The sequence below is a fragment of the Micromonospora sp. NPDC057141 genome (assembly GCF_042670805.1).
Taxonomy (GTDB): Bacteria; Actinomycetota; Actinomycetes; order Mycobacteriales; family Micromonosporaceae; genus Micromonospora.
In genome coordinates, this window is sequence record NZ_JBHUVA010000001.1 from 322,385 (window position 1) to 345,918 (window position 23,534).

Sequence of the window (23,534 nt, forward strand, 5' to 3'; positions counted from 1 at the left end):
CCCCGGTGGATCCCCGCCCGCCCCGATTCTTGTCGGCTCAGGCGGCGTGGTCGTCGTACGTCGCGCGGTTGGCGAGCACGTCGTCCATGTGCGCCTCGGCCCAGCCCTTCACGCCGCGCATCGTCCGGTGCAGGGAGTGGCCGAGGTCGGTCAGCTCGTAGGTGACCGTGACGGGCACGGTCGGCGTCACGGTCCGGGTGACCAGGCCGTCGCGTTCGAGGGAGCGCAGCGTCTGGGTCAGCATCTTCTGGCTGACGCCGGCCAGCAGGCGCGACAGCTCCGAGTATCGCAGCGGCCGGGGTTCACCGGCGCAGTCGGCGCCGAACCGGTGCGAGCCGTCGCTGCCCAGCGCGGCCAGCACCAGCGTGACCCACTTGTCCGCGATGCGGTCGAGCAGCTGGCGACTCGGACACTGTGCCACAAAAGCATCGTATTCGACCTTCGCCTGCACCCTCTTCTGCGCCGCCGTCGTCGTTGCCATCGAGCCGCCCCCTCCACCGCCGCCGGTGCGTTACACACCTTCGGGTGCCTACTTCCGGATGGGAAGTTACCCGATCACAGTGGAGCAGGCATCCGCGGTGCACCAGAACCGACCAGCGTCACACGAAACCAGAGGTACGAGCATGTCCACTTCCCTTCCCGGCGGCACCTGGACACTGGGAGACCTGACCGTCACCCGGTTCGGCTACGGCGCCATGCAGCTCGCCGGCCCCTGGGTCATGGGCCCGCCGGCCGACCGCGACGGCGCGCTCGCCGTCCTCCGCGAGGCCGTCGCGCTCGGCATCACCCACATCGACACCTCCGACGCGTACGGGCCGCACGTCACCAACCAGTTGATCCGGGAGGCGCTGCACCCGTACCCCGACTCGCTGCACATCGTGACCAAGGTCGGCGCGAACCGCGACCAGCGCGGCGGCTGGCCCCCGGCCCGCGATCCGGAAAGCCTGCGCCGGTCCGTCCGCGAGAACCTCGACAACCTCGGACTCGACGTGCTCGACCTGGTCAACCTCCGGCTCGGCGACGCCGAGGGCCCCCGGCCCGGCCCCATCGCCGAGGCGTTCGAGACGCTCGTCGCGCTTCAGCAGCAGGGCCTGATCCGGCACCTCGGACTGAGCAACGCGACGCCGGAACAGGTCGCCGAGGCCCGGACGATCGCGCCGATCGTGTGCGTGCAGAACATGTACAACCTCGCGCACCGCCAGGACGACGAGCTGATCGACGCGCTCGCCGACCAGGGCATCGCCTACGTGCCGTTCTTCCCGCTCGGCGGCTTCACCCCACTGCAGTCCTCGGCGCTGGCGGTCGTGGCCGCCCGGCTGGAGGCGCCACCCATGTCGGTCGCCCTGGCCTGGTTGTTGCAGCGGTCACCGAACATCCTGCTGATCCCCGGTACCTCGTCCACGACGCACCTGCGCGAGAACATCGCGGGCGCGGGCCTCGCCCTCTCCGACGAGGACCTCGCCGAGCTCGACAAGGTCGGCCGCTGACCGAACAGCCCTCGGCCGGGCCTGCCGTGTTCGGCCGTTCCCCGGACCTCAGCCACGTCCGGCATCCCGCGCCGATCTTGCAGTCACGGCCCAGGCAGAAGGGGTGAAGCGTCCATCGGTGGGGCCCAAAGTGCAAGATCGGCGAACAGAGGGAGGGACGGGGCGGGAGGGGGCGGACAGGAGCAGATCCACGTCTGCGAGTGTTCTCCTTGCAGCGCCCAGTCCAGCGGCGAGTGGCCGGTTCCTCCGTCCTCGCGAAGGTTCGGGTCTGCGCCGTGGGCGAGCAGTTCTCGTACGACGGCGGTGTGTCCCCAGGCTGCGGCAGCGCACAGGGGCGTTCCCTCCTGGCCGTGCCCGCTTTCGAGGTCCGGCGCAGCGCCGGCGGCAAGAAGAAGCCGCACGAGGTCGGTCGCGCCCTGCACGGATGCCTGGTACAGCGGGGTGGTTCCCTCGCGGTCGGCCGCGTCGGGGGCCGCTCCGGCGCGCAGGAGGGCGCCGACGATCGCTGCGTCTCCGCGTAGCAACGCCTCCACCAGGCGCTTCGCTCGCTTCTTTCGCTGTCGCCCGTGCATGCCCCTCAGCGTAGGTACGCGCCGCTGACGCACAGCACGGCTGTCTTGATCGTTTGCTGTCTACCGGCACGACACGCCGGTGGGGGTGCCGGTAGACAGCAAACGATCATCGAAAACCGCAGCGCCGCAGCGCCGACGTGGCCCCGGGCGACGGCGCGGCGTCCGAGGTCAGTCGTTGAGGACCTGGGAGAGCCGGTCGCGGAAGCGCCGCTCGGAGTCGCTCACCACGTCGCCGCCGAGGCCCAGGATCCCGCCGCTGGACGCCGCGCTCACCACCTGCTCGGCGATCTCCACCAGCCAGTGCTTGTAGGCGCCGGCCTCGCCCTCGTCGACCTTCTCGGCCAGCAGCCGGGCCGCCGAGGCCGCCCGGTTCAGCACGTCCTCGATCACCGTCCGCGGGTCAGCCTGCGCGATCACCGGCAGCTCCTCGCCGGCCTCCGGGTCACCCACCCGGGACACGATCTCGCCCGCCACCGCGGCCACGAGCGGGCTACCCGACTCGCGGCCCGTGGCGATGCTCTCCAGCCCGGCCGCGTTCTCGGCCATGGTGCGGCGGGCGCTGTCGTGCTCGGCGGCGCTCGCCGCGGTCAGCACCGACTGCGGCAGGCCGACCAGCAGCCCCCACTCCTCGTCGGAGAAACCGAACCCGGTGTACGCCGGCTGTTCGATCACGACCGCGCTCCTCTCGTCTGTTCCATCTCGGTGCCGTGGGCACGGTGGTCCATCTCGGTGCCCGTGGCCGGTGGCCCGGCTCAGGCTAGTCGAGGGTCAACAGGCCCTGTTCGGACACCGCACGAAACCCGGCGGGGGAGCAAGGGAGGGCCCCTGTTAACGCATTCTGTTGCACAGGGGGCCCTTCCTGACATGTGCACGCCGGGCACCCGGCGCCGAGCGCGGGGCGGAGGCGACGCCTCAGCGCAGCCGGGGGAGCACCCGGGTGCGGTAGAGCTCGAACAGCCCCTCGTGGTGCGGGCCGGTGTTGGCCACGTAGACCTCGTCGAAGCCGGCCTCGGCGTACCGGCCGATCATCTCCAGGTGCGCGTCGGCGCTGTCGCCGCACACGAAGGACTCCTTCATCATCTCCGGCCGGACGAGCTGCGCGGCCTGCTCGAAGTGCCGGGGCGAGGGCAGCACCTGGGACAGCTCGCCCGGCACGCCGGCGTTGGGCCACCGCTCGTACGCGATCGCCGCGCCGGCGTCCTCGCTGTCGGCGTACGCGGCCTTGAAACCGGCCTGGCACGGCTTGTCGCCGCCGCCACCGGAGCGGAACCGGCGGACCAGGTCGGCGTCGGGCGAGGTGCTGACGTACCCGTCGCCGATGCGGGCGGCCAGGTCGACGGCCTTCGGGCCGAAGCCGGAGACGTAGACCGGCGGGGGAGCGTCGGGCAGGGTGTAGAGGCGGGCGTGCCCGACGGTGTAGTGCCTGCCGCGGTGGTTGACGAACCCGCCCCGCCACAGCTCGCGCATCACCTCGACGGCCTCCTCCAGCATCTCCAGCCGCACGTCGGTCTGCGGCCAGGCGTCGCCGAAGATGTGCTCGTTGAGCGCCTCGCCGGAGCCCACCCCGAGCACGAACCGTCCGTGGTGCAGCACGGCGCTGGTCGCCGCCGCCTGGGCGAGCACCGCCGGGTGGATGCGGACCGTCGGGCAGGTCACGGCCGTGGTGACCGGCAGCGAGCAGACCTGGCTGAGCGCCCCGATCATCGACCAGACGAACGGGCTCTGGCCCTGGGCGTCCGTCCAGGGGTGGTAGTGGTCGGAGATCCACAGCGCCTCGAAGCCGGCCCGCTCGGCGCCCCGGGCCTGCTCCAGCAGTTGCGCCGGGGTCAGCTCCTCGCTGGACAGGAAGTAGCCGATCCTCATCGTTCCCCCTCGCCGTGCCCGGTGCGCGGCGCACCGGCGGCACGACGACAGCCGTACCCCATGGGTCACGGGGTGAACCCGGCGCGGCCGGGCGGCGGCCGTGGCGGTCGGCACCGGCCAACGGCGGGGCGGCCCTGGCGGGGCGGCCGTGGTGGATCAGCGGCGGCCGAACATGGCCCGGATCGCGGCGAGCAGCAGGAGGCCGCCGACGATCAGGCCGAGCAGGCGGACGCCGGGCACGTCGGCCACGCCGGTGGCGTCGGCGAGTGGCGGGACAGGCATGTGGGAACTCTCCCACGAAGGGCCGGGCGGCACCAGACAGTAACAGTAAGGTTTATTGACTATTTGCCGGCGGTGGTGTGACCATGGCAGCACCGCCGCGGTCCGCGGGCGGTCCGACACAGCACAAGACGGGGGTACGGCAGCCGCATGAGCAGCGCACCGACGGGGAACCTGGCGAGCCTGGCGGCCGCCGTCCTGCAACCCGGATTCGTCGGCACCACCCCGCCCCCGTGGGTCCTGCGGTGGCTCGGCGACGGACTCGGCTCGGTGGTGCTCTTCGCCCGCAACATCGTCGACCTCGACCAGGTCGCCGCGCTCACCGCCGCGCTGCGCACCGAGCGCCCCGACGTCGTCGTCGCCATCGACGAGGAGGCCGGCGACGTCACCCGCATCGAGTCCGGCCGGGGCAGCTCCCGGCCCGGCAACTTCGCCCTCGGCGCCGTCGACGACCCGGAGCTGACCGCCGAGGTGGCCCGCGACCTGGGCCGCGAGCTGGCGTCCGTCGGCGTCACCCTCGACTACGCCCCGGACGCCGACGTCAACTCCAACCCCGCAAACCCCGTGATCGGGGTACGCGCCTTCGGCGCCGACCCGGCCCTCGTCGCCCGGCACACCGCCGCCTGGGTACGCGGCCTCCAGTCCGGCGGCGTCGCTGCCTGCGCCAAACACTTTCCCGGCCACGGCGACACCCGCGTCGACTCCCACCACGACCTGCCCCGCATCGGCGGCAGTCGCGAGCAGCTCGACGCCGCCGAACTGGTGCCGTTCCGGGCCGCCGTGGCGGCCGGGGTGCAGGCGGTGATGACCGGCCACCTGCTCGTCCCGGCGCTCGACGCCCAGCTGCCGGCCACCCTCAGCCCCCGCATCCTCGGCGGCCTGCTCCGCGAGGAGCTGGGCTTCTCGGGCGTGATAGTCACCGACGCGGTCGAGATGCGGGCGGTCGCCGACCGGTACGGCTTCGCCGGCGCAGCGGTCCGCGCCCTCGCCGCCGGGGCGGACGCGATCTGCGTCGGCGGTGAACGCGCCGACGAGGACGCCGCCCGCGAGCTGCGCGACGCGATCGTCGCCGCGGTCGTCGCAGGCGAGCTGCCCGAACAGCGGCTGGCCGAGGCGGCCAAGCGCGTCGGCCAACTCGCCGCCTGGACGGTGGCCGCCCGGGCCGGCACCCCGTCCCGCCCCACCGCCGCCCCGGACGGCTCCCCGATCGGGTTGGCCGCCGCCCGCCGCGCCGTACGGGTCACCACGGCGACCGCCGACGCGGCCCTGCCGCTGGCCGGGGCCCCGCACGTGATCGAGTTCGAGCCGCCCCGCAACATCGCCATCGGGGCGGAGACCCCGTGGGGGATCGCCGCCCCGCTGGCCGCCCTGCGCCCGGGCACCACCGCGGTCCGCCTCGGCGCGGGCGACCTCCCCGCCGCAGACGACGTCGGGGCCACCGGGGTTGTTGCCGGAGCCGTTGCCGCAGCCGCCGGCCGGCCGCTGGTGCTGGTCGTCCGCGACCTGCACCGGCACGACTGGATGCGCGCCGCCGTGGCCCGGGCCCTCGCCGCCCGCCCGGACGCGGTGGTGGTTGAGCTGGGCGTGCCGGCCCTGGTCACCGGCACCGTGCACATCGCCACTCACGGCGCGACCCGGGCCGGTGCCCTGGCCGCCGCCGAGCTGCTGGTCGGCACGGGACGCGTCACCGCGACGCCGCTGGCCGGAGTGGCTGAGCCCGTGGTCGGCTGAGCCCTGCGATCGGCGGCGCCCGGCGCGATCAGGTGCCGCTGCGCCGGTCAGGTGTGTCGCTGCGCCGGTCAGGCGGCGGGGGTGACCAGGTCCGCGTACTCGGGATGGCGCTCGATGAAAGCCGCCATGAAGGGGCACTTTGGCACCACCCGGCCGCCGCGCTCGCGGATCTGGTCCAGGGTGGCCCGCATCAGCGCCGTACCGACGCCCATGTTCTGGAACTTCGCGTCGACCTCGGTGTGGGTGAAGATCAGCACCTCGCCCCGGGGCAGGTACGCGGTGAACCCGGCCAGCGCGTCGTCGACCAGGATCTCGAAGCGGTGGCGGGCGGGATCGTCCTCGACCAGGAAGCTCACCTGGCCATTCTGCCCCCCACCCCCGCCGGCCGGTCCAATTCGCCTCCGGTCCGCCCGTTCCCGTCCCGGCCGGTGGAGGTGCGAGAAGGGTGCCCTTCTCTACCGGAGGCGTTAACAAGGGGCCCCTCCTTGCACGCCGGGCAGGTCGCGGGGGCCTCGTACCCTTGATCGCGTGACGAACCGACGCGGTACCTTCCCGTCCACCCCCACCCGCCGCGCCGCCGGCCTGCTGGCCGGCCTGGCACTCGGCGTCGCCCTGCTCGCCGGCTGCAGCTCCGAGGGCGCCTCCACCGACTGCGGCCTGGACTCCTGTGCGGTCACCTTCGACCGGGGCGTCGAGGCGAGGGCCACCATCCTCGGGGTCGAGGCCAAGCTGGTCGGCGCCCAGGGCGACCAGGTGACCGTCGAGGTCGCCGGCGAGCAGCTGTCGCTGACCGTGGGCCAGCAGGCCACCGAGGTCGGCGGCTTCGCCGTCACCCTGGACAGCGTCACCAACGAGCAGGTCGTGATCCGCGTCTCGCGCAACCCCAACGGCTAACGGCGCCGCACCCGGGCGGTGGCCGACGTTTGACAATCTCCGCAATCGGAGATTGTGGCGCCATGTCACTCACCCGGAACGCCGAAGCCACCGCCTCGCAGGCCACGAACAGCCGGTGGCTCGAACTACTCGCCCGGGCCGGTTTCATCGGCTACGGCGTGGTGCACCTGCTGTTCGCCTGGCTCGCCCTGCAGATCGCCTTCGGCGAGTCGGGCGGCAAGGACGGCGACCAGTCCGGTGCGCTGAGCACCCTGGCCGAGCAGCCGATGGGCAAGTTCCTCTGCGTCGCGATCGCCGTCGGCATGCTCGCCATGGCGATCTGGCAGGCGCTGGAGGCCGCCGTCGGGCACCGCGCCGAGCGTGGCCGGGAGCGGGTCTTCGAGCGGATCGCCTCCGCCGCCCGCACCCTGGTCTACCTCTACTTCGCCTGGACCGCCTGGAAGGTCTTCGCCAACGCCGGGTCGAGCGGGGCCGACCAGCAGGAGGCACTGACCGGCAAGCTGATGGAGTCCGGCGGCGGTCGCCTGCTGGTCGGCCTGGCCGGGCTGGTGCTCGCCGCGATCGGCGTCGGCCTGGTGAGCTACGGCTGGAAGAAGAAGTTCCAGAAGCACCTCAGGACCGGCCAGATGAACGCGCACACCCGGACCCTGGCCCTGCGCCTCGGCACGGCCGGCTACGTCGCCAAGGGCGTCGCGTACGGCACCGCCGGCCTGCTGGTGGTCGTCGCCGCGGTCAACTACGACCCGGAGAAGGCCCGCGGCCTCGACGCCGCGCTGCGCGCCCTGCGTGACCAGTCGTACGGCCCGTTCCTGCTCGCCCTGGTCGCCCTCGGCATCGCCTGCTTCGGCGGGTACTGCTTCCTCCAGTCCCGGTACCGCAAGGTCTGATCCGGCCTGGCCTGTCTCGGCCTGTCCTGGCCGGAACGGCGGACAGCGGGCACCATTGGGCCGCTGCCCGGATCGAGGGACCCGCTGAAGGGGGAGAGACACCCGTGCAGAGCTACCTCATGACGATCGTCGCCGCGCTCGCCGCGGCGGCGATCGCCCTTTTCCTGGCCGAGGTGGTGCACCGGACGACCCGCCGGCTCGGCCGGCGTTCGCTGCTGATGACCGAGCTGACCGACCACGCGTACCGCCCGTTCCAGGTCGCCGCGACCGTGTTCGCCGTGCACTTCGCCGTCCGGTTCTCCACCGGCTACGCCGTCGGCGCACCGTGGCGGCAGGTGGTGCTGCACGTGCTGGTGCTCGGCATCATCGCCACCCTGTCCTGGCTGGTCGCCTCGCTGCTGGTGGTGGTCGAGGACGTCGCACTGGCCCGGTTCCGGGTCGACGTGCCGGATAACCGGTACGCCCGCCGGGTCCGTACCCAGGTGGTGATGCTGCGCCGGCTGACGATCGCGGTGATCGTGATCCTCGCCGTCGGCGTGATGCTGATGACCTTTCCCAGCGTCCGTGGGGTCGGGGCCGGCGTGCTGACCTCCGCCGGCGTGGTCGGTGTGGTGGCCGCACTCGCCGCGCAGAGCCTGCTCGGCAACGTCTTCGCCGGTCTCCAACTCGCCTTCAGCGACGCGGTGCGCCTCGACGACGTGGTGGTCGTCGAGGGGGAGTGGGGACGCATCGAGGAGCTGACCCTCAGCTATGTCGTCGTGCAGATCTGGGACGACCGCCGGCTGATCCTGCCCACCTCGTATTTCACCAGCAAGCCCTTCCAGAACTGGACCCGCACGGAGGCGGCGGTGCTGGGCACCGCCGAGTTCGACGTCGACTGGTCGATCAACGTGCAGGCGGTGCGGGAGGAACTGCGCCGGCTGGTGGAGGGCAGCGAGCTGTGGGACGGCCGGGTCTGCGTCCTGCAGGTCACCGATGCCACGGGTGGCCTGATCACGGTGCGGGCGCTGGTCAGCGCGGCGAACGCCGGCAGCCTGTGGGACCTGCGCTGCCTGGTGCGCGAGCACCTGGTCGGCTGGGTCCGGGACCATCGCCCGACCGCGCTGCCCCGGATGCGCGCCGAGGTCGGCGACGCGTCCGGCGCGCTGCCCTGGCAGGCGGTGCAGCCCCGCCGCCCGGTGCGCCGCCGGACCGAGCCGGACGTGCCCGATGACGCCCGGGTCTTCGGCGGCAGCGACGACGGCGCGGCCCGCAGCGAGGCGTTCGTGGGCCCGGACGAGTCCGCCTCCCGCCCGGACGAGCCGGCCCCCCGCCCGGACGAGGCCGCCGCGTCGAAGGACGCCCCGGCCGCGTGGAGCGCCGCCCCGGCCGCGTCGAGGAACCGCGCCGCCCCGCGCTGACGGCGTGCGCGGCGCGACGTGTCCTGTCCCGGTGGCGGTGCGTTGAACCGCCGAGGGCCGGGCTGCTCCGTCGGGAGGGCCGGGCGGGTTTGAACGGCCGTCTCCCGGGGACTGCTGCGCGGCGCGGCGCGGCCAGTACGACTGGCCGCCCCGCGCAGGATTGACGGGCGGCGACTCCGGGCATACAGCGCGGTGATGACGAAAGGAGGACAGCATGGCTGACGTCGCGAATCACCGCACGTCGCGGACCGGGAGCGAGCCGTCCACCGCCGAACTCGTGCAGCGGGCCACGGAACAGGTTTCCCGACTCGTCCGCGACGAGCTGGCCCTGGCCCGGGCCGAGCTGACCCAGAAGGGCAAACACGCCGGCATCGGGATCGGCCTCTTCGGCGGCGGCGGTGCACTGGCGCTCTACGGCCTGGGCGCGCTGATCGCTGCCGGGATCCTGCTGCTGGCGCTGGTAGTGCCCGCCTGGTTGGCCGCGCTGATCGTCGCGGTGGCGCTCTTCCTGATGGCCGGGATCCTCGCCCTGGTCGGCAAGAGGCAGGTCGGCCAGGCGGTCCCGCCGGTTCCGGCGGCGACGGTGCGCAGCGTCCGGGCGGACGTGGACACCGTCACCGCCGCGGTGAAGGACAGGGGGCGGGCATGACGGGCAGCACGGGCAACGGTGCCAACGGCACCGGCGACACGGAGGCGCTGCGGGAGGAGATCCGGCGTACCCGGGTGGAACTCGGCGAGACGATGGAGGCGCTGGCCGCGAAGGCCGACGTGAAGGCCCGGCTGCGCTCCTCCGCCGAGCAGGCGAAGGGGCGGATGCGGGAGCAGGCCGCGCAGACCGTGGCCCGGGTGCGCGGGCAGGCCGCCCAGGGCGCCGAGGCCGCCCGGGAGCGGGCCGGCTCCGGCGCGGAGCTGGGTCGCAGTCCGGTGCCGTGGGCGGCGGTCGCCGCAGGTGCGGTGGCTACCATGATCGTGCTGTTGATCGTCCGGGGGAGGCGCAGGTGAGCAAGGGCATCGGCAAGGCCGCGTACAAGCCCGTCGGGGTGCTGATGGGGCTGGCCGCCGGTGCGGTCGCGGGCGCGATCTTCCGGCAGGTCTGGAAGGTGACCGCCGGCGACGGTGAGGCCCCGAGCGCGACCGACGAGGACCGTGGCTGGGGCGAGATCCTCGCTGCCGCCGCCCTCCAGGGCGCGATCTTCTCGGTGGTACGCGCGGCCGTCGACCGGGGCGGCGCGGTGGGCGTACGCCGGTTGACCGGCCACTGGCCCGACTGACCAGCCGCAACAGGCGTGGGCCCCCTTCCCGGGAGACCGGGCGGGGGCCCTTCTGCCCGCCGGGAAGGGCCCGGGAGGCCGGAATCCGGGCGTCCTTCGGGTCACATGTCGAAGAATTTCGTCCGGTAGTCTGTGCAGAGTTTTCGCTACGTGGTTTGCTGTTCCTCGCTGTTGCGAGACGGCGTGGGTTGAGAGAAGTCTCCTGCACAGGGGGCCGCCTCAGGCGCCGCTGCTCGAAAACGGCCAATCGGCCGCACGGCGTGCTCGGCCGCCAGTTTTAGAAGGAGATACACATGGCGCAGGGAACCGTGAAGTGGTTCAACGCAGACAAGGGCTTCGGCTTCATCACCGTCGACGGCGGGGGTGCTGACGTGTTCGTCCACTTCTCGGCCATCCAGACCAGCGGCTACCGCTCGCTGGAGGAGAACCAGCGGGTGGAGTTCGAGATCGCCCAGGGTCAGAAGGGCCCGCAGGCTGAGCAGGTCCGCCCGATCTGAGCAGCCGTGGCCGGCCCGCCGGCCGAGGGGATGATCCGACCCGGATCAAGTCAAGCCCCGTGTCCCGTTCGGGATGCGGGGCTTTTCACGTGCCCGCCCCGTCGGCGGGCGCCCCCTTTCGCGACCGCCTCCCGCCGCCGGCCGGGAGGCGCCCGGCGGTCAGGGGCGGCGGCGTCGGGCGCGCAGGCCGTACCAGAGGGTGGCGAGTCCGATCAGGACCAGCACCGGGCCGAGCAGCGCCCAGAACCGTTGGTCGGTCATGACGCTGCCGCCGACGTAGCCGAGGCCCTGCACCGTCCAGACGGCGCCGACGACCACCGCGAGCAGGCCGAGGGCGAGTGGCAGCCACCCCTTCATCGCGTTCCTCCTCCGCTCACCGGGCGGGCGGCCCGGCCCGGCTGCGCGTCGTCGCTGCGGTGCGCGAGCACCCGCGCCGGGCGGGTCACCACCGGTCGTGCACCTGCGGCCGGACCAGGTCGTCGTAGGTGTCCCGGACGGCGGTCAGCTCGTCGGGCGCGAGCGGCGCGAGACCGGCCGTGGCGGCGTTGCGCCGGGCCTGCTCGGCATCGCGGGCACCGGGGATGACCACCGTGACGCCGGGCTGGTCGAGCACCCAGCGCAGCGCGAACTGTGCCATGGTACGACCCGTGCCGACCAGCGGGGCGAGCCGCCGCACGGCGGCCAGCCCGGTGCCGAAGTCCACCCCGGAGAAGGTCTCCCCGACGTCGAACGACTCGCCGTGCCGGTTGTAGGTGCGGTGGTCGTCGGGGGCGAAGGTGGTGTGCTCGTCGTACCGGCCGGAGAGCAGGCCACTGGCCAGGGGCACCCGCGCGACGATGCCGACCCCGGCGGCCGAGGCGGCCGGCAGCACCCGGTCGAGGGGCTTGAGGCGCAGCGCGTTGAGGATGATCTGGACGCTCGCGACGCCGGGCCGGGCGATCGCGGTGAGCGCCTGGTCGCAGGTCTCCACGCTGACCCCGTACGCGGCGATCCGCCCGTCGGCGACGAGGGCGTCGAGGGCGTCGAAGACCCGGTCGTCGCCGAACACGGCGGTGGGCGGGCAGTGCAGTTGGACCAGGTCGAGGGTGTCCACGCCGAGGTTGGCCCGGGACCGGTCGGTCCAGGCCCGGAAGTTCTCCGCCGTGTACGCCTCCGGCCGCTGCTCGACCCGGCGACCCATCTTCGTCGCCACGGTCAGCCCCGCGTCGGGGCGGGACCGCAGGAACCGCCCGATGAACTGCTCGCTGCGCCCGTCGCCGTAGACGTCGGCGGTGTCGACGAACGTGACGCCCGAGTCCACGGCGGCGGCCAGGACGGCCATCGCGTCGGCCTCGTCGACCCGGCCCCAGTCCGCGCCGAGCTGCCAGGCGCCGAGCCCGACCACGCCGACGTGCCGCCCGAGCCGGGAAAAGGTGCGCTGCTCCATGCCCCGAGCCTAGTGATCCGCTTGCCCGGCCGCGCGGCGGGCCGTACCTTGAAAACAAGACGGACGTACGGTATGGGGGGCGCGATGTGGGATCCGGCGACGTACCTGCGCTACCGCGACGAGCGGGGCCGGCCGTTCCACGACCTGCTCGCCCGGGTCCCGGCCGACCGGCCACGGGCAGTGGTGGACCTCGGCTGCGGGCCCGGGACGCTGACCGCCGGCCTGGCCGCCCGCTGGCCGCACGCCCGAGTCGCCGGCCTCGACTCGTCGGTGGAGATGATCGACCGGGCCGCCGCGCTGGACGCGCAGGTGGACTTCGCGGTCGCCGACGCGCGCGACTGGCACCCCGCGTCGGACGTCGACGTGGTGGTCAGCAACGCGCTGCTGCAGTGGGTGCCGGGCCACCGGGAGCTGCTGACCCGGTGGGCCGCCGAGCTGCCCGCCGGGGCGTGGCTCGCCTTCGGCGTACCGGGGAACTTCGACGCGCCCTCGCACCGGGCGCTGCGCGCCGTGGCCCGCAGCGGGCCGTGGGCCGCAGCGCTCGCCCCGGCGCAACGCGACGACCCGGTCGACGACGCCGTCGGCTACGCCACGCTGCTGACCGGCGCCGGCTGTGCGGTCGACGCCTGGGAGACTACCTACGTGCACCTGCTGCCGGCCCCCGCCGACGCCGACCACCCGGTGCTGACCTGGATGGAGGGCACCGCGCTGCGCCCCGTCCGGGCGGCCCTGGACGACGCCCGGTGGGCCGACTTCCGCGCCGGGCTCGCCGGCCGCCTCTCGGCGGCGTACCCGGTCCGGCAGGGGCGGGTGTGCTTCCCGTTCCGTCGCGTGTTCGTCGTCGCCCGCACCGGTGCCCGCCCGCCGCACCCTCCCGAGGAGAGCCCGTGACCGACCTGTCCGCCTTCATCGCCGGCCTGCCCAAGGTGGAGCTGCACGTGCACCACGTCGGCTCCGCGTCGCCGCGCATCGTGGCCGAGCTGGCGGCCCGCCACGAGGGGGCCAGCCCGGTGCCGGCGGACCCGGACGCCCTGGCCGACTACTTCGCCTTCCGCGACTTCGCCCACTTCATCGAGGTCTACCTCAGCGTGGTGGACCTGGTCCGCGACCCCGAGGACGTCTGGATCCTCACCCACGAGGTGGCCCGCGAGCTGGCCCGCCAGCAGGTCCGGTATGCCGAGCTGACCGTCACGCCGTATTCCCACGTGCGCCGGGGCATCCCCGCGCCGGCGTTCTGCGAGGCGATCGAGGACGCCCGCAAGCGGGCCGAGGCCGACTTCGGCATCGCCCTGCGCTGGTGCTTCGACATCCCCGGCGAGGCGGGGCTGCCGGCCGCCGAGGAGACCCTGCGGATCTGCCTGGAGGAGCAGCCCGAGGGGCTGGTCAGCTTCGGCCTCGGCGGCCCCGAGATCGGCGTGCCCCGGCCGCAGTTCAAGCCGTACTTCGACCAGGCGAGGTCGGCCGGGCTGCGTTCGGCCCCGCACGCGGGCGAGACCACCGGCCCGCAGACGGTCTGGGACGCGCTGCGCGACCTCGGCGCCGAGCGCATCGGCCACGGCATCTCCGCCGCCGCCGACCCCGAGCTGCTGGCCCATCTGGCGCAGCACCGCATCGCCCTGGAGGTCTGCCCCACCTCCAACGTGCGCACCCGGGCTGTCGCCTCGCTCGACGCGCACCCCCTGCCCCGGCTGGTCGAGGCCGGCGTGCTGGTCACCATCAACTCCGACGACCCGCCGATGTTCGGCACCACGCTCAACGACGAGTACGCGGTGGCGGCACGGCTGCTCGGCCTCGGCCCGCAGGGGCTGGCGGCGCTGGCCACCGACGCGGTTTCCGTGTCGTTCCTGGAAGCGGGGGAGAAGGCGCGGCTCACCGCCGAGATCGACGGCTACCTGGCCGCGACGGCCGGCTGACGGGGCGACCCGGGCTGGCGCGCGGCTTCCGGGCTGGCGCGCGGCGGGAGGAGGTTGTGGGGGGACCGCACTCCCGCCGCGCGCACGGCTCCACCGACCGGAGGAGATCCCGGAGTGGCCGGCGGAACTGATGGGTTCGCCCCAGATCCTGTCACGCCGCGCCCGGTGTGCCGCCGTGGTTAATCCGGATCTAAGGAAGACTTGCGTTTGCGCACAACCCGCCGCGACCCGATCCGGCCGCCGGGGGTCAGCCGTCGCGGGGGAGTCAGCCGTCCGCCGGGGGAGTCAGCCGTCCGACGGGCGCCGGCGGAGCCAGCGGCGGCCCTCGGTCTTCGGCTCCCGCGCGTCCCGGGCCATCCGCCCGACGAGGCCGAACCGGCTGACCTGCCGCGGGGTGGCCTCCGGGTCGGCCAGCAGCATCACCACGCTGGCCCCGCCGAGTCGGGCCCGGTCGATGCTCACCGACCCGTTGGCCTGCAACGCCACCCGCTTGGCGATGTCCAGGCCCAGGCCGGTGGAGCCCTGGTCGCTGGCACCCCGGCGCAGCGCCCGGTCAGGGTTGGCGATGCCGGGGCCGGCGTCGTCGATCCGGATCGCCACGTACCCGTCCCGGCGGGAGACCGCCACCTCGAACGCGGTGCCCTGGGGGGTGTAGCGGAACACGTTGCCGATCACCGCGTCGAGCGCGGCGGCCAGCTCGGCGCGGGGCACCGGCGCCGGGATGCGCAACTGCGCGCCGCTGACCCGGTGCGGCCGGTTCTGGTCACCGGCGAGGGCCGACCAGAACACCATCCGGTCCCGGACGACCTCGCTGACGTCGCACATCGCCGGCCCGGCCTCGTGGGCGACCGCCTTTCGGGTCGTGTTGATCAGCACGTCGATCTCGCCCTCCAGGGTGACGATCGCCTGCCGGATCCGTCGGATCGCCCGCCGCCGGTCCAGCTCCGCCTCGGTGAACGAGCCGACGCTGGTGTCGTCGGAGTCCAGCCCGTCGGCGTCGAGCCGCAGCACCGTCAGCGGGGTACGCAGCCGGTGCGACAGGTCGGCGACCAGTTCCCGCTCGTCGGTGCGCGCCGCCACCAGCCGGTCGGCCATCCGGTTGAACGCGTACCCGGCCTCGGCCAGCTCGCGTGGGCCGCTCGGCTCGACGCGTACCCCCAGGTCGCCGTCGCCGACGGCGAGGGCGGCCTGCACGAGCCCCCGGGTCGAGTCGACCGCCCGGGCGGCGACCCGGTCCACCACCAGCACGGCGGCGCCGACCAGCGCCAGCGCCACCGCCCCCAGTAGCAGCCACCGGCCCGTGGCACCCTCGTCGAGTGCGGCCTCCGGGACGAAGACCTCGACCACCGCCACCGAGTCGCCGAGCACCACCGGGTCGAGCCGCAGCACCCCATCCGGCACGTCGGTGACCACGGAACGCCGGTCGGCGGCGGCCCGGGCCAGCGCCGCCCCGTCGGCCCGGCCGGCCGCGTCGTCGCCGCCCAGCCAGTGCACCACCGGCCGGGTCGCCGGGTCCTCGCCGCTGGCCTCCACCGCGCGCTGGACCACCGCGGGCTCGGTGCTGACCGCGAGCGCCCCGGTGACCAGCGCGCTGCGCCGGGCGGCGTCCGCGACGGCCTCCTCGCGGGTCCGCTCGCCGAGGCTGATGCCGAGGGGGACCAGGAACGCGAGCGCGACGAGGGCGCCCATGCCGGCCGTGAGCCAGGCCAGCGCGACCCTCAGTCCGGGGCCACCAGCCGGAAGCCCACCCCCCGCACGGTGCGCAGGTAGCGCGGCTTCGCCGCGGACTCGCCCATTTTGCGGCGCAGCCAGTAGAGATGAACGTCGATGGTCTGGTCCTCGCCGACCGACGGCTGCCGCCATACCTCCTCCAAGAGTTCCCGGCGGGACACTACCCGCCCCGGTCGGGCAGCCAGATACGCCAACAGGTCGAATTCCTTGCGGGTCAGCGCGAGGGACACCCCGTCGAGCAGGGCGCTACGCTCGCCGACGTCCACCCGCAGGCCGCCGACGGTGTGCACGGCCGGCTGAACGGTCCGGCTGGCCCGGCCGGCGCGGCGCAGCACGGTGGTGATGCGGGCGTCCAGGTGGGCCCCCGTGAACGGCTTGACCATGTAGTCGTCCGCGCCCGCCCGCAACAGCCGCACCACCGACTGCTCGTCGTCGCGGGCGGTGGCGATGATGATCGGGACGTCGGTGATCCCGCGCAGCATCCGCAGCGCGTCCGAGCCGTCGAGGTCGGGCAGGCCCAGGTCCAGCACCACCAGGTCGGGCGTCTGGGCCGCCACGCGGCGCAGCGCGTCCAGCGCGGTGCCCACGGCGTGCACGGCGTGCCCACGGTCGGCGAGGGACCGCAGCATCGCGCCGCGTACGACGTGGTCGTCTTCGACCAGGAGCACCGTGGCCACGTCAGCACCGTACTCGCGATGGCAAGCGGGCGCGTTGCGGCGCACCCGGCGATCGGGCAAGCTGGTACGGCCATGCCTTTCACGCTCTTCGCGGACACCCGGGCCGCGCTGGCCCGGGACAGCCTGCACGGTCTCTCCGTCGGCGATGCCCTCGGCTCGCAGTTCTTCGTGCCGGGCCGGCGGCCCGCCGACCTCGCCGCCGGCCGGTTCCCGCCGCCGCCCTGGCAGTGGACCGACGACACCGAGATGGCCTGCTCCGTGGTGGCCGAGCTGGCCGGCGGCGGGGAGATCGACCGGGACCGGCTGGCGCTGGCCTTCGCCCACCGCTGCGAGCCGTACCGTGGCTACGGGCCCGGCGCGGTGACCATCCTGCGCCTGATCCGCACCGGCACGCCGTGGCCCGTCGCTGCGGCCTCAGCGTTCGACGGGCAGGGCTCGTGCGGCAACGGCGCGGCGATGCGGGTGGGCCCGCTCGGGGCGTGGTTCGCCGACTCGACCCGGCAGGCGGCCGCCCAGGCCCGGGCCTCCGCCGAGGTCACCCACGCCCACCCGGAGGGCATCGCCGGGACGGTCGCGGTCGCGGTGGCCGCCGCCCTGGCCACCCGGGCCCGCCTCGACGGGGGCCGCCCACCGCCGTCGCGGTTGCTCGCCGCGGTGGCCGCGGCCCTCGACCCCGGCGAGGTGCACCATGGGGTACGCCGCGCGGCCAGCCTGCTGGGCCGCCCCCTCACCGTTGCCGTGGACGCGCTCGGCAACGGCTCCCGGGTGACCGCGCAGGACACCGTGCCGTTCACGCTCTGGGTGGCGGCGACGCACCTCGACGACTACCCGGCCGCGATCCGGGCCTGCGTCGAGGCGGGCGGGGACGTCGACACCACGGCCGCCATCGTCGGGGCGGTCGTGGCCGCCCACACCGGCGTCGGCACGCCGGGCGGCGTACCCGCCGACTGGCTCGCCGCCCGCGAGCCCCTGCCCGACTGGGTCGGCTGACCGGCCCCGTCCCCGGCCCGCCGTCGCCGTCTCCGCTTCCCCGGCCCGCCGTTCCTCGTCTGCCGTCGGCGCGGTCGGTCTACCGCACGGCCGGCTGAGGCTCCTTCACCACGCCCGCCGTGTCGCCCGCCGTGCCGACTGTCCTGTCCACTGCCTCGGCCGTCTCGTCCCCGCCGGCTGACCCGTCCATGCTCGACGGCGTCGGGTCGCCGTCGAGGATCCGGCGCAACTCCTCGCCCTTGGGCGCGGTCGCGTCGTCCGGGTCTGTCCGTCGCCGCCACCGGGTCGCCAGCCAACCGAGCGCGGCGCCCCCGCCGAGCCCCGCGACCAGCCCCGCCGCGAGCAGGGCGTCGGTCAGCCGGCGGTCGCCTGCCGCGTCGTCGTCCGACAGGGCGACGGCCGGCGTGGGAGCCTCGCCGGCCGCCGTCGGGTCGGACGGGCCCCCGCCGTGCGCGCCGGTGGCCGCCTCCCCGCCATGTCCGCTCGCCGCCGGCAGCAGGGTCAACACCGGGGCGGGTCGCGCACCGCCGGCCGGGTCGGCCCAGCGCACGACCGTGCCGTCGGAGTACGTCTGCACCACCTCGAACACCATCCGGTCGGCCTGGGGCAGCGGCCCCATCGAGACGGCGAGCCGGGCGGGGCCGGCGGGGGCGCCCTTGGCCCGGGTCCAGACCACCGAGGCGGTGACCGCGTCCATCGTCGTGCCGTGGATGCCGGGGATCGGCTCGGCGAGCTTCCGGGTGGTGATCCGGGGCGCCCAACCGGCCACCGACATCGGGTACGCCTCGCCGACGGGCGCCGCTGCCGGCAGGCGCAGCTCGATCCGTTCGGTCCGGGCGCCCGGGCGCTCCTCGGGTACGACGATCTCCAGCCGTACCGGGTCGCCCTGGCGGGCCTGCTCGGGGGCGCTCGTCACGTCCGCCGCCAGCGCCGTGCCGGCCCAGCCCAGCGTCGCCGCGGCGACGGCCAGGACGGCCGACGCCGACATCCGGAGCCCTCGCTTGCGCCTGCGGATCATCGCCACCCTCGCCCCACCCCTTCGTCTTCCTCGGGCCGCTCCGACACCGGCCCCACCCGGTAGTTCGGTTGGCGCGGCCGAAAGGTTCAATCGCCCGCCCGGCCTCCCGGTGTTAATAGGAGGCCCTTCCGCTACCGAATGCGATAAGAAGGGGCCCTTCCTTGCCCGCTAGCATCAGCGGGGGCGGCCAGCCGGCCGCATCTGTCGTCAGCTGGAGGAGTCACCGTGTCCGCACCCCGTATCCCCGTCGTGGCCGACCCCGTCGTCGTCGCCGCCGGGACGACGGCGGCCGACGCGGTGGCCGCAGCCGGGCTGCCGTCCAGCGGCCCGAAGGCCGTCGTCGTGGTCCGCGACCCGCAGGGCAACCTGCGCGACCTGGACTGGGCGCCGGCCGAGGAGACCGTCGTCGAGCCGGTCGCCCTCGACACCCCGGACGGGCTCAACGTGCTGCGCCACTCGACCGCGCACGTGCTCGCCCAGGCGGTGCAGGACATCTTCGGCGACGCGAAGCTCGGCATCGGGCCGCCGATCGAGAACGGCTTCTACTACGACTTCGCCGTCGACAAGCCGTTCCAGCCCGACGACCTGGCGAAGCTCGAGAAGCGGATGCAGGAGATCGTCAAGTCCGGGCAGCGGTTCCGGCGGCGGCGGTTCGCCAGCCTCGACGAGGCGAAGGCCGAGCTGGCCGCCGAGCCGTTCAAGCTGGAGCTGATCGACGTCAAGGGCGAAGGGCTGGACTCCTCCGAGGTGATGGAGGTCGGCGGCGGCGAGCTGACCATCTACGACAACCTCGACGCCAAGGAGGAGAAGGTCTGCTGGTCGGACCTGTGCCGGGGCCCGCACCTGCCGAACACCCGGCTGATCGGCGCGTTCAAGCTGATGCGGTCGGCCGCCGCGTACTGGCGGGGCAGCGAGAAGAACCCCCAGCTGCAGCGGGTGTACGGCACCGCCTGGCCGACCCGCGACGAGCTGAAGGCGTACCTGAAGCTGTTGGAGGAGGCCGCCCGCCGCGACCACCGCAAGCTCGGCGCGGACCTGGACCTGTTCAGCTTCCCGGACGAGATCGGTTCCGGCCTGGTGGTCTTCCACCCGAAGGGTGGCGTGATCAAGCGGGTGATGGAGGACTACGTCCGCGCCCGCCACATCGAGGAGGGCTTCCAGTACGTCGGGACCCCGCACATTTCGAAGGAAGGTCTCTTCCACACCTCGGGCCACCTGCCCTACTACGCCGACGGCATGTACCCGCCCATGGAGCTCGAGGGCGCGGACTACTACCTCAAGGCGATGAACTGCCCGATGCACAACCTGATCTACCGGTCGCGCGGGCGGTCGTACCGTGAGCTGCCGATGCGGCTGTTCGAGTTCGGGTCGGTCTACCGCTACGAGAAGTCGGGCGTGGTCCACGGGCTGACCCGGGTGCGTGGCCTGACCCAGGACGACTCGCACTCGTACTGCACCCGCGAGCAGGCGCCGGGCGAGATCAAGCACCTGCTCGACTTCGTGCTGAGCCTGCTGAAGGACTTCGGCATCGACGACTTCTACCTGGAGCTGTCGACCCGCGACGAGGCCAAGCTCGACAAGTTCGTGGGGTCCGACGAGGACTGGGCGACGGCGACCGCGGTGCTGGAGCAGTGCGCGCGGGAGACCGGGCTGGACCTGGTGCCGGATCCGGGCGGCGCGGCCTTCTACGGGCCGAAGATCTCCGTGCAGGCCAAGGACGCCATCGGCCGGACCTGGCAGCTGTCGACCATCCAGTACGACTTCAACCAGCCGAAGGGCTTCGGGTTGGAGTACCAGGCGGGCGACGGCACCCGGCAGCAGCCGGTCATGATCCACTGCGCCAAGTTCGGGTCGATCGAGCGGTTCATCGGCGTGCTCACCGAGCACTACGCGGGGGCGTTCCCGGCCTGGCTGGCCCCGGTGCAGGTGGTGGGCATCCCGATCCGCGAGGACCACACCGACTACCTGCAGGACTTCGTCACCACCCTGCGCCGGCAGGGCGTCCGCGCCGAGGTCGACGCGGGTGACGACCGGATGCAGAAGAAGATCCGCAACGCCCAGCAGCAGAAGATCCCGTTCATGGTGATCGCCGGGGACGACGACGTGGCCGCCGGCACGGTGTCGTTCCGCTACCGCGACGGCTCGCAGCGCAACGGCGTGCCGGTCGACGAGGCGGTCGCCCACGTGCTCGACGTGGTCACCTCCCGCACCAACGCCGGCCCGTCGGCCGAGGGGTAAGGAAGGGCCCCCTCTTAACGCATGCGGTAGAGAAGGGTTCCCCTCTCACGACAGCTGCTGAGCGTCTCGCCGGCGGCCGCTGTGCGAGGGGAACCCTTCCCTGCCCGGTGGCGGTCAGATGCCGCAGCTCGGGGCCGACCAGCCGCCCGCCGCTCCGACGTGGACGTGGTCGTTGTGGTCGGGGTAGCCGGGGCCGAGGATCTGCGCGAAGCCGTGGTTGCGGGCCTGCTGGGCCAGCCGGCACAGCGAGTGCGGGCCCGAGCCCATGTCGACCCCGTCGCCGTAGAGGTGCCGGCTGTTGGACGCGCCGCCGACCGCGCTGTTGCAGGCGTAGCTGCGGAAGCCGCTGGTGATCCGGATCGACTGGTCGCCGAGGGCGTGCCGCAGCGCCTGGAGCTTCCACATCGACACGAGCGCGTTGAACCGCGCGGTGCTCGCCGACACCGCCCCGCCGGACCAGTCGCCGTTGCAGTTGTTCAGCTCGGCGTAGCTGAAGTTGACCGGCGTGCAGTCGTCGTCCTGGAGCGCGTACAGCAGGTTGAAGGTCTGCGGGCCGGCGACGCCGTCGGCCGACAGACCGTACGCCTGCTGGAAGCGGATCAGCGCCGAGCGGGTCGCCGGGCCGAACGAGCCGTCGAGGCCGAGCACCGCGCCGTAGCCGGGGTAGCCCGCGAGCCGGATCTGAAGTTGCCGGACGTCCTCGCCGGTGGCGCCGGAGGCCAGCGACCGGCCCCAGGTGTAGCAGCCGTCGGCGTGCGCGGCGCCGGTCGTCACGGTCAGCCCCACCAGGGTGGTGGCGGCGGCGAGAGCGCAGGCGGCCAGGGCCCGGCCGAGCCGTCGGAGTGCGGTCTTCACGTGGTACTCCCATCGACGGTTGTCGAGATCGCTGTGACCGGAAGTTTCATCGATAAGCGTCTCTTCGTCAAGATTCTTCACCCCCTGTCCGCCGCCGGGAACGTAGGATCGACGGCGTGACAGGGGTGGAACGGCGCACGGGCGACGGCATGGCCGACGGGTTGGAACGGCTCTGGACTCCGCACCGGATGACGTACGTCTCCGGTGAGGACCGTCCCGAGGGCGGATACGACAAGCCCAGCGGCTGCCCCTTCTGCCTGGCCCCCGGCCTGCCGGCCGAGGAGAGCCTCGTGGTGGCGCGGGGCGAGCACGTCTTTGCGGTGCTCAACCTCTACCCCTACAACCCGGGGCACCTGCTGGTCTGCCCCTACCGGCACGTGCCCGACTACACCGACCTCGACCTCGCGGAGACCGCCGAGCTCGCGGCGTTCACCCAGACCGCCATGCGGGTGGTGCGACAGGTCAGCAACGCGCACGGGTTCAACCTGGGCATGAACCAGGGCGGCGTCGCCGGGGCCGGCATCGCCGAGCACCTGCACCAGCACGTGGTGCCCCGGTGGGGCGGCGACGCCAACTTCATGCCGGTGATCGGGCGGACGAAGGTCCTGCCGCAGCTGCTCGCCGACACCCGGGACCTGTTCCGCCGCGCCTGGCCGAGCTGACCCTCGGTGACCATCCGGCCTCGTTCCGGTGAGAATGCTGCCCCCGGCGGCACTCCGGGTGGCACGATCTGGCGGTGGCAGTGACGACACGGACATTGGGGCGCAGTGGCATCGAGGTCAGCGCCCTCGGCATGGGCTGCTGGGCCATCGGCGGCCCCTGGGCCGAGGGCGCCCAGCCGCTGGGCTGGGGCGCGGTCGACGACGCCGAGTCGATCCGGGCGGTCCGCCGGGCGCTCGACCTTGGCGTGACCCTCTTCGACACCGCGGACACGTACGGTGCCGGGCACGGCGAGCAGGTCCTCGGCCGGGCCCTCGCCGGCCACCGCGACGAGGCCGTGATCGCCACCAAGTGGGGCTACACGTTCGACTCCTCGGCCCGCCAGGCCACCGGGCAGGACGCCTCGCCGACGCACCTGCGCCGGGCCGTGGTCGACTCGCTGCGGCGGCTCGACACCGACCGCATCGACCTCTATCAGCTGCACCTGGGCGACCTGCCGGTGCCGCGCGCGCAGGCGCTCTTCGCGGCCTGCGACGACCTCGTCGCCGAGGGGCTGATCCGGGCGTACGGGTGGAGCACCGACCGGGTGGACCGGGCCGACGCCCTCGGGCAGGGCGCCCGCCTCGCCACCGCCGTGCAGCACGACCTGTCCGTGCTGCGCGATGCCCCCGAGCTGCTCGCCGTCTGCGACAAGTACGACCTGGCCAGCATCAACCGGGGCCCGCTGGGCATGGGCCTGCTCACCGGCAAGTACGCCGCCGGCTCCACGCTGCCCCGCGACGACGTGCGGGGGGCGACGGCCACCTGGCTGGAGTGGTTCCGCAGCGGCCGGCCCGCCCCGGAGTGGCTGCGCCGGGTCGGCGTGGTCCGGGCGGCGCTGACCGCCGACGGGCGTACCCTCGCCCAGGGGGCGCTGGGCTGGCTCTGGGCCCGCAGCGACCGGGCGATCCCGATCCCCGGCTGCCGCACGGTCGCCCAGGTGGAGGAGAACGCCGCCGCCATGGCCCGCGGGCCGCTGACCCCGGACCACTTCGCCGAGGTGGAACGCCAACTGGCGGCGTTGCGGTCGGCGGCCCTGCGTTCCGCCGACCGCCCCTACTGGCCCATGCCCCCCACCCCACCCACCCGCCCCTGAGCGAGGTGAA

26 protein-coding genes and 1 pseudogene are annotated in these 23,534 nt (G+C 73.7%); 15 read left to right on the forward strand and 12 right to left on the reverse strand.

Features of this window, described 5'->3' with window-relative positions; genetic code table 11:
- Positions 1-37: 37 nt before the first annotated feature.
- A complete protein-coding gene (locus tag ACFT41_RS01385; RefSeq protein WP_377583206.1) occupies positions 38-481 on the reverse strand; it encodes a winged helix-turn-helix transcriptional regulator in 444 nt (147 codons plus the stop codon).
- A gap of 142 nt (positions 482-623) precedes the next feature.
- Here ACFT41_RS01385 and ACFT41_RS01390 point away from each other — a divergent pair, with 142 nt between their 5' ends.
- Positions 624-1,487 (forward strand): aldo/keto reductase family oxidoreductase, encoded by an 864-nt coding sequence (locus ACFT41_RS01390; protein ID WP_377583204.1) that lies wholly within the window; start codon positions 624-626, stop codon positions 1,485-1,487.
- Positions 1,488-1,570: 83 nt separating this feature from the next.
- Here ACFT41_RS01390 and ACFT41_RS01395 read toward each other — a convergent pair whose 3' ends face one another.
- The 4 genes from ACFT41_RS01395 to ACFT41_RS01410 all read right to left on the reverse strand — a co-directional run bounded on the left by ACFT41_RS01395 (position 1,571) and on the right by ACFT41_RS01410 (position 4,204).
- On the reverse strand, positions 1,571-2,059 hold the full coding sequence (locus tag ACFT41_RS01395; RefSeq protein WP_377583202.1) for an ankyrin repeat domain-containing protein: 489 nt from the start codon (positions 2,057-2,059) through the stop codon (positions 1,571-1,573).
- Positions 2,060-2,227: 168 nt separating this feature from the next.
- A complete protein-coding gene (locus tag ACFT41_RS01400) occupies positions 2,228-2,731 on the reverse strand; it encodes a hypothetical protein (protein ID WP_377583200.1) in 504 nt (167 codons plus the stop codon).
- A gap of 240 nt (positions 2,732-2,971) precedes the next feature.
- Positions 2,972-3,922, reverse strand: coding sequence for a TIGR03557 family F420-dependent LLM class oxidoreductase (locus tag ACFT41_RS01405; RefSeq protein ID WP_377583198.1), 951 nt, complete (start codon positions 3,920-3,922; stop codon positions 2,972-2,974).
- Positions 3,923-4,078: 156 nt separating this feature from the next.
- On the reverse strand, positions 4,079-4,204 hold the full coding sequence (locus ACFT41_RS01410) for a hypothetical protein (protein WP_377583196.1): 126 nt from the start codon (positions 4,202-4,204) through the stop codon (positions 4,079-4,081).
- A gap of 147 nt (positions 4,205-4,351) precedes the next feature.
- Here ACFT41_RS01410 and ACFT41_RS01415 point away from each other — a divergent pair, with 147 nt between their 5' ends.
- A complete protein-coding gene (locus tag ACFT41_RS01415) occupies positions 4,352-5,932 on the forward strand; it encodes a glycoside hydrolase family 3 protein (RefSeq protein ID WP_377583194.1) in 1,581 nt (526 codons plus the stop codon).
- A 68-nt stretch (positions 5,933-6,000) separates the two neighbouring features.
- Here the strand turns inward: ACFT41_RS01415 and ACFT41_RS01420 are convergent, their stop codons facing one another.
- Entirely contained in the window at positions 6,001-6,288 is a 288-nt protein-coding gene (locus ACFT41_RS01420) for a GNAT family N-acetyltransferase (protein WP_377583192.1), read from the reverse strand.
- Between the two features lie 172 nt (positions 6,289-6,460).
- On the opposite strand from ACFT41_RS01420, the gene ACFT41_RS01425 reads away from it, so the two are divergent.
- The 7 genes and pseudogenes from ACFT41_RS01425 (at position 6,461) to ACFT41_RS01455 (ending at position 10,881) form a co-directional block, all read left to right on the forward strand.
- Entirely contained in the window at positions 6,461-6,826 is a 366-nt protein-coding gene (locus ACFT41_RS01425; RefSeq protein ID WP_377583190.1) for a hypothetical protein, read from the forward strand.
- Positions 6,827-6,888: 62 nt separating this feature from the next.
- Complete coding sequence (locus tag ACFT41_RS01430) at positions 6,889-7,713, forward strand: DUF1206 domain-containing protein (protein ID WP_377583188.1); 825 nt, start codon at positions 6,889-6,891, stop codon at positions 7,711-7,713.
- A 104-nt stretch (positions 7,714-7,817) separates the two neighbouring features.
- Positions 7,818-8,999, forward strand: a pseudogene (locus tag ACFT41_RS01435) (mechanosensitive ion channel family protein); the annotation flags it as partial.
- A 328-nt stretch (positions 9,000-9,327) separates the two neighbouring features.
- On the forward strand, positions 9,328-9,762 hold the full coding sequence (locus ACFT41_RS01440) for a phage holin family protein (RefSeq protein WP_377583186.1): 435 nt from the start codon (positions 9,328-9,330) through the stop codon (positions 9,760-9,762).
- Positions 9,759-10,115 carry a DUF3618 domain-containing protein gene (locus tag ACFT41_RS01445; RefSeq protein WP_377583184.1) on the forward strand — a complete coding sequence of 119 codons (357 nt, stop codon included), beginning with the start codon at positions 9,759-9,761 and terminating at the stop codon, positions 10,113-10,115. The genes ACFT41_RS01440 and ACFT41_RS01445 overlap by 4 nt, the downstream gene beginning before the upstream one ends.
- Positions 10,112-10,384: a DUF4235 domain-containing protein gene (locus ACFT41_RS01450; RefSeq protein WP_377583182.1), complete on the forward strand. Its 273-nt coding sequence runs from the start codon at positions 10,112-10,114 to the stop codon at positions 10,382-10,384. The genes ACFT41_RS01445 and ACFT41_RS01450 overlap by 4 nt, the downstream gene beginning before the upstream one ends.
- A 293-nt stretch (positions 10,385-10,677) precedes the next feature.
- Complete coding sequence (locus tag ACFT41_RS01455) at positions 10,678-10,881, forward strand: cold-shock protein (protein WP_030338233.1); 204 nt, start codon at positions 10,678-10,680, stop codon at positions 10,879-10,881.
- A 159-nt stretch (positions 10,882-11,040) separates the two neighbouring features.
- On the opposite strand, the gene ACFT41_RS01460 is transcribed toward ACFT41_RS01455, so the two are convergent.
- Both ACFT41_RS01460 and ACFT41_RS01465 read right to left on the reverse strand, forming a co-directional pair.
- Positions 11,041-11,238 (reverse strand): hypothetical protein, encoded by a 198-nt coding sequence (locus ACFT41_RS01460; protein WP_377583179.1) that lies wholly within the window; start codon positions 11,236-11,238, stop codon positions 11,041-11,043.
- Between the two features lie 85 nt (positions 11,239-11,323).
- The gene (locus tag ACFT41_RS01465; RefSeq protein ID WP_377583177.1) at positions 11,324-12,307 is read right to left on the reverse strand and encodes an aldo/keto reductase; all 984 of its coding nucleotides are present in this window, start codon (positions 12,305-12,307) and stop codon (positions 11,324-11,326) included.
- Positions 12,308-12,391: 84 nt separating this feature from the next.
- On the opposite strand from ACFT41_RS01465, the gene ACFT41_RS01470 reads away from it, so the two are divergent.
- Complete coding sequence (locus tag ACFT41_RS01470) at positions 12,392-13,198, forward strand: trans-aconitate 2-methyltransferase (protein WP_377583175.1); 807 nt, start codon at positions 12,392-12,394, stop codon at positions 13,196-13,198.
- Positions 13,195-14,220 carry an adenosine deaminase gene (locus ACFT41_RS01475; protein ID WP_377583173.1) on the forward strand — a complete coding sequence of 342 codons (1,026 nt, stop codon included), beginning with the start codon at positions 13,195-13,197 and terminating at the stop codon, positions 14,218-14,220. The genes ACFT41_RS01470 and ACFT41_RS01475 overlap by 4 nt, the downstream gene beginning before the upstream one ends.
- Positions 14,221-14,505: 285 nt before the next feature.
- Here ACFT41_RS01475 and ACFT41_RS01480 read toward each other — a convergent pair whose 3' ends face one another.
- Entirely contained in the window at positions 14,506-15,909 is a 1,404-nt protein-coding gene (locus tag ACFT41_RS01480; protein WP_377583171.1) for an ATP-binding protein, read from the reverse strand.
- A 29-nt stretch (positions 15,910-15,938) separates the two neighbouring features.
- Positions 15,939-16,628, reverse strand: coding sequence for a response regulator transcription factor (locus ACFT41_RS01485; protein WP_377583169.1), 690 nt, complete (start codon positions 16,626-16,628; stop codon positions 15,939-15,941).
- 72 nt (positions 16,629-16,700) lie between these two features.
- On the opposite strand from ACFT41_RS01485, the gene ACFT41_RS01490 reads away from it, so the two are divergent.
- Positions 16,701-17,618 (forward strand): ADP-ribosylglycohydrolase family protein, encoded by a 918-nt coding sequence (locus tag ACFT41_RS01490; RefSeq protein WP_377583167.1) that lies wholly within the window; start codon positions 16,701-16,703, stop codon positions 17,616-17,618.
- A gap of 79 nt (positions 17,619-17,697) precedes the next feature.
- Here the strand turns inward: ACFT41_RS01490 and ACFT41_RS01495 are convergent, their stop codons facing one another.
- The gene (locus ACFT41_RS01495; RefSeq protein ID WP_377583165.1) at positions 17,698-18,606 is read right to left on the reverse strand and encodes a YcnI family protein; all 909 of its coding nucleotides are present in this window, start codon (positions 18,604-18,606) and stop codon (positions 17,698-17,700) included.
- A gap of 255 nt (positions 18,607-18,861) precedes the next feature.
- On the opposite strand from ACFT41_RS01495, the gene thrS reads away from it, so the two are divergent.
- On the forward strand, positions 18,862-20,874 hold the full coding sequence (gene thrS / locus ACFT41_RS01500) for a threonine--tRNA ligase (RefSeq protein WP_377583163.1): 2,013 nt from the start codon (positions 18,862-18,864) through the stop codon (positions 20,872-20,874).
- 114 nt (positions 20,875-20,988) lie between these two features.
- Here thrS and ACFT41_RS01505 read toward each other — a convergent pair whose 3' ends face one another.
- The gene (locus ACFT41_RS01505) at positions 20,989-21,729 is read right to left on the reverse strand and encodes a D-Ala-D-Ala carboxypeptidase family metallohydrolase (protein ID WP_229404427.1); all 741 of its coding nucleotides are present in this window, start codon (positions 21,727-21,729) and stop codon (positions 20,989-20,991) included.
- A 149-nt stretch (positions 21,730-21,878) separates the two neighbouring features.
- Here ACFT41_RS01505 and ACFT41_RS01510 point away from each other — a divergent pair, with 149 nt between their 5' ends.
- Both ACFT41_RS01510 and ACFT41_RS01515 read left to right on the forward strand, forming a co-directional pair.
- Entirely contained in the window at positions 21,879-22,391 is a 513-nt protein-coding gene (locus ACFT41_RS01510; protein WP_377583232.1) for an HIT family protein, read from the forward strand.
- Positions 22,392-22,465: 74 nt separating this feature from the next.
- Positions 22,466-23,524: an aldo/keto reductase gene (locus tag ACFT41_RS01515; protein WP_377583161.1), complete on the forward strand. Its 1,059-nt coding sequence runs from the start codon at positions 22,466-22,468 to the stop codon at positions 23,522-23,524.
- Positions 23,525-23,534 lie beyond the last annotated feature (10 nt).

What these genes read in the sequence shown, in the direction of transcription:
- ACFT41_RS01385 (WP_377583206.1), bottom strand. Translation starts at nt 481, where the DNA reads ATGGCAACGACGACGGCGGCGCAGAAGAGGGTGCAGGCGAAGGTCGAA.
- ACFT41_RS01390 (WP_377583204.1), top strand. Translation starts at nt 624, where the DNA reads ATGTCCACTTCCCTTCCCGGCGGCACCTGGACACTGGGAGACCTGACC.
- ACFT41_RS01395 (WP_377583202.1), bottom strand. Translation starts at nt 2,059, where the DNA reads ATGCACGGGCGACAGCGAAAGAAGCGAGCGAAGCGCCTGGTGGAGGCG.
- ACFT41_RS01405 (WP_377583198.1), bottom strand. Translation starts at nt 3,922, where the DNA reads ATGAGGATCGGCTACTTCCTGTCCAGCGAGGAGCTGACCCCGGCGCAA.
- ACFT41_RS01410 (WP_377583196.1), bottom strand. Translation starts at nt 4,204, where the DNA reads ATGCCTGTCCCGCCACTCGCCGACGCCACCGGCGTGGCCGACGTGCCC.
- ACFT41_RS01415 (WP_377583194.1), top strand. Translation starts at nt 4,352, where the DNA reads ATGAGCAGCGCACCGACGGGGAACCTGGCGAGCCTGGCGGCCGCCGTC.
- ACFT41_RS01430 (WP_377583188.1), top strand. Translation starts at nt 6,889, where the DNA reads ATGTCACTCACCCGGAACGCCGAAGCCACCGCCTCGCAGGCCACGAAC.
- ACFT41_RS01440 (WP_377583186.1), top strand. Translation starts at nt 9,328, where the DNA reads ATGGCTGACGTCGCGAATCACCGCACGTCGCGGACCGGGAGCGAGCCG.
- ACFT41_RS01445 (WP_377583184.1), top strand. Translation starts at nt 9,759, where the DNA reads ATGACGGGCAGCACGGGCAACGGTGCCAACGGCACCGGCGACACGGAG.
- ACFT41_RS01455 (WP_030338233.1), top strand. Translation starts at nt 10,678, where the DNA reads ATGGCGCAGGGAACCGTGAAGTGGTTCAACGCAGACAAGGGCTTCGGC.
- ACFT41_RS01460 (WP_377583179.1), bottom strand. Translation starts at nt 11,238, where the DNA reads ATGAAGGGGTGGCTGCCACTCGCCCTCGGCCTGCTCGCGGTGGTCGTC.
- ACFT41_RS01465 (WP_377583177.1), bottom strand. Translation starts at nt 12,307, where the DNA reads ATGGAGCAGCGCACCTTTTCCCGGCTCGGGCGGCACGTCGGCGTGGTC.
- ACFT41_RS01470 (WP_377583175.1), top strand. Translation starts at nt 12,392, where the DNA reads ATGTGGGATCCGGCGACGTACCTGCGCTACCGCGACGAGCGGGGCCGG.
- ACFT41_RS01480 (WP_377583171.1), bottom strand. Translation starts at nt 15,909, where the DNA reads ATGGGCGCCCTCGTCGCGCTCGCGTTCCTGGTCCCCCTCGGCATCAGC.
- ACFT41_RS01490 (WP_377583167.1), top strand. Translation starts at nt 16,701, where the DNA reads ATGCCTTTCACGCTCTTCGCGGACACCCGGGCCGCGCTGGCCCGGGAC.
- ACFT41_RS01495 (WP_377583165.1), bottom strand. Translation starts at nt 18,606, where the DNA reads ATGTCGGCGTCGGCCGTCCTGGCCGTCGCCGCGGCGACGCTGGGCTGG.
- ACFT41_RS01510 (WP_377583232.1), top strand. Translation starts at nt 21,879, where the DNA reads ATGGCCGACGGGTTGGAACGGCTCTGGACTCCGCACCGGATGACGTAC.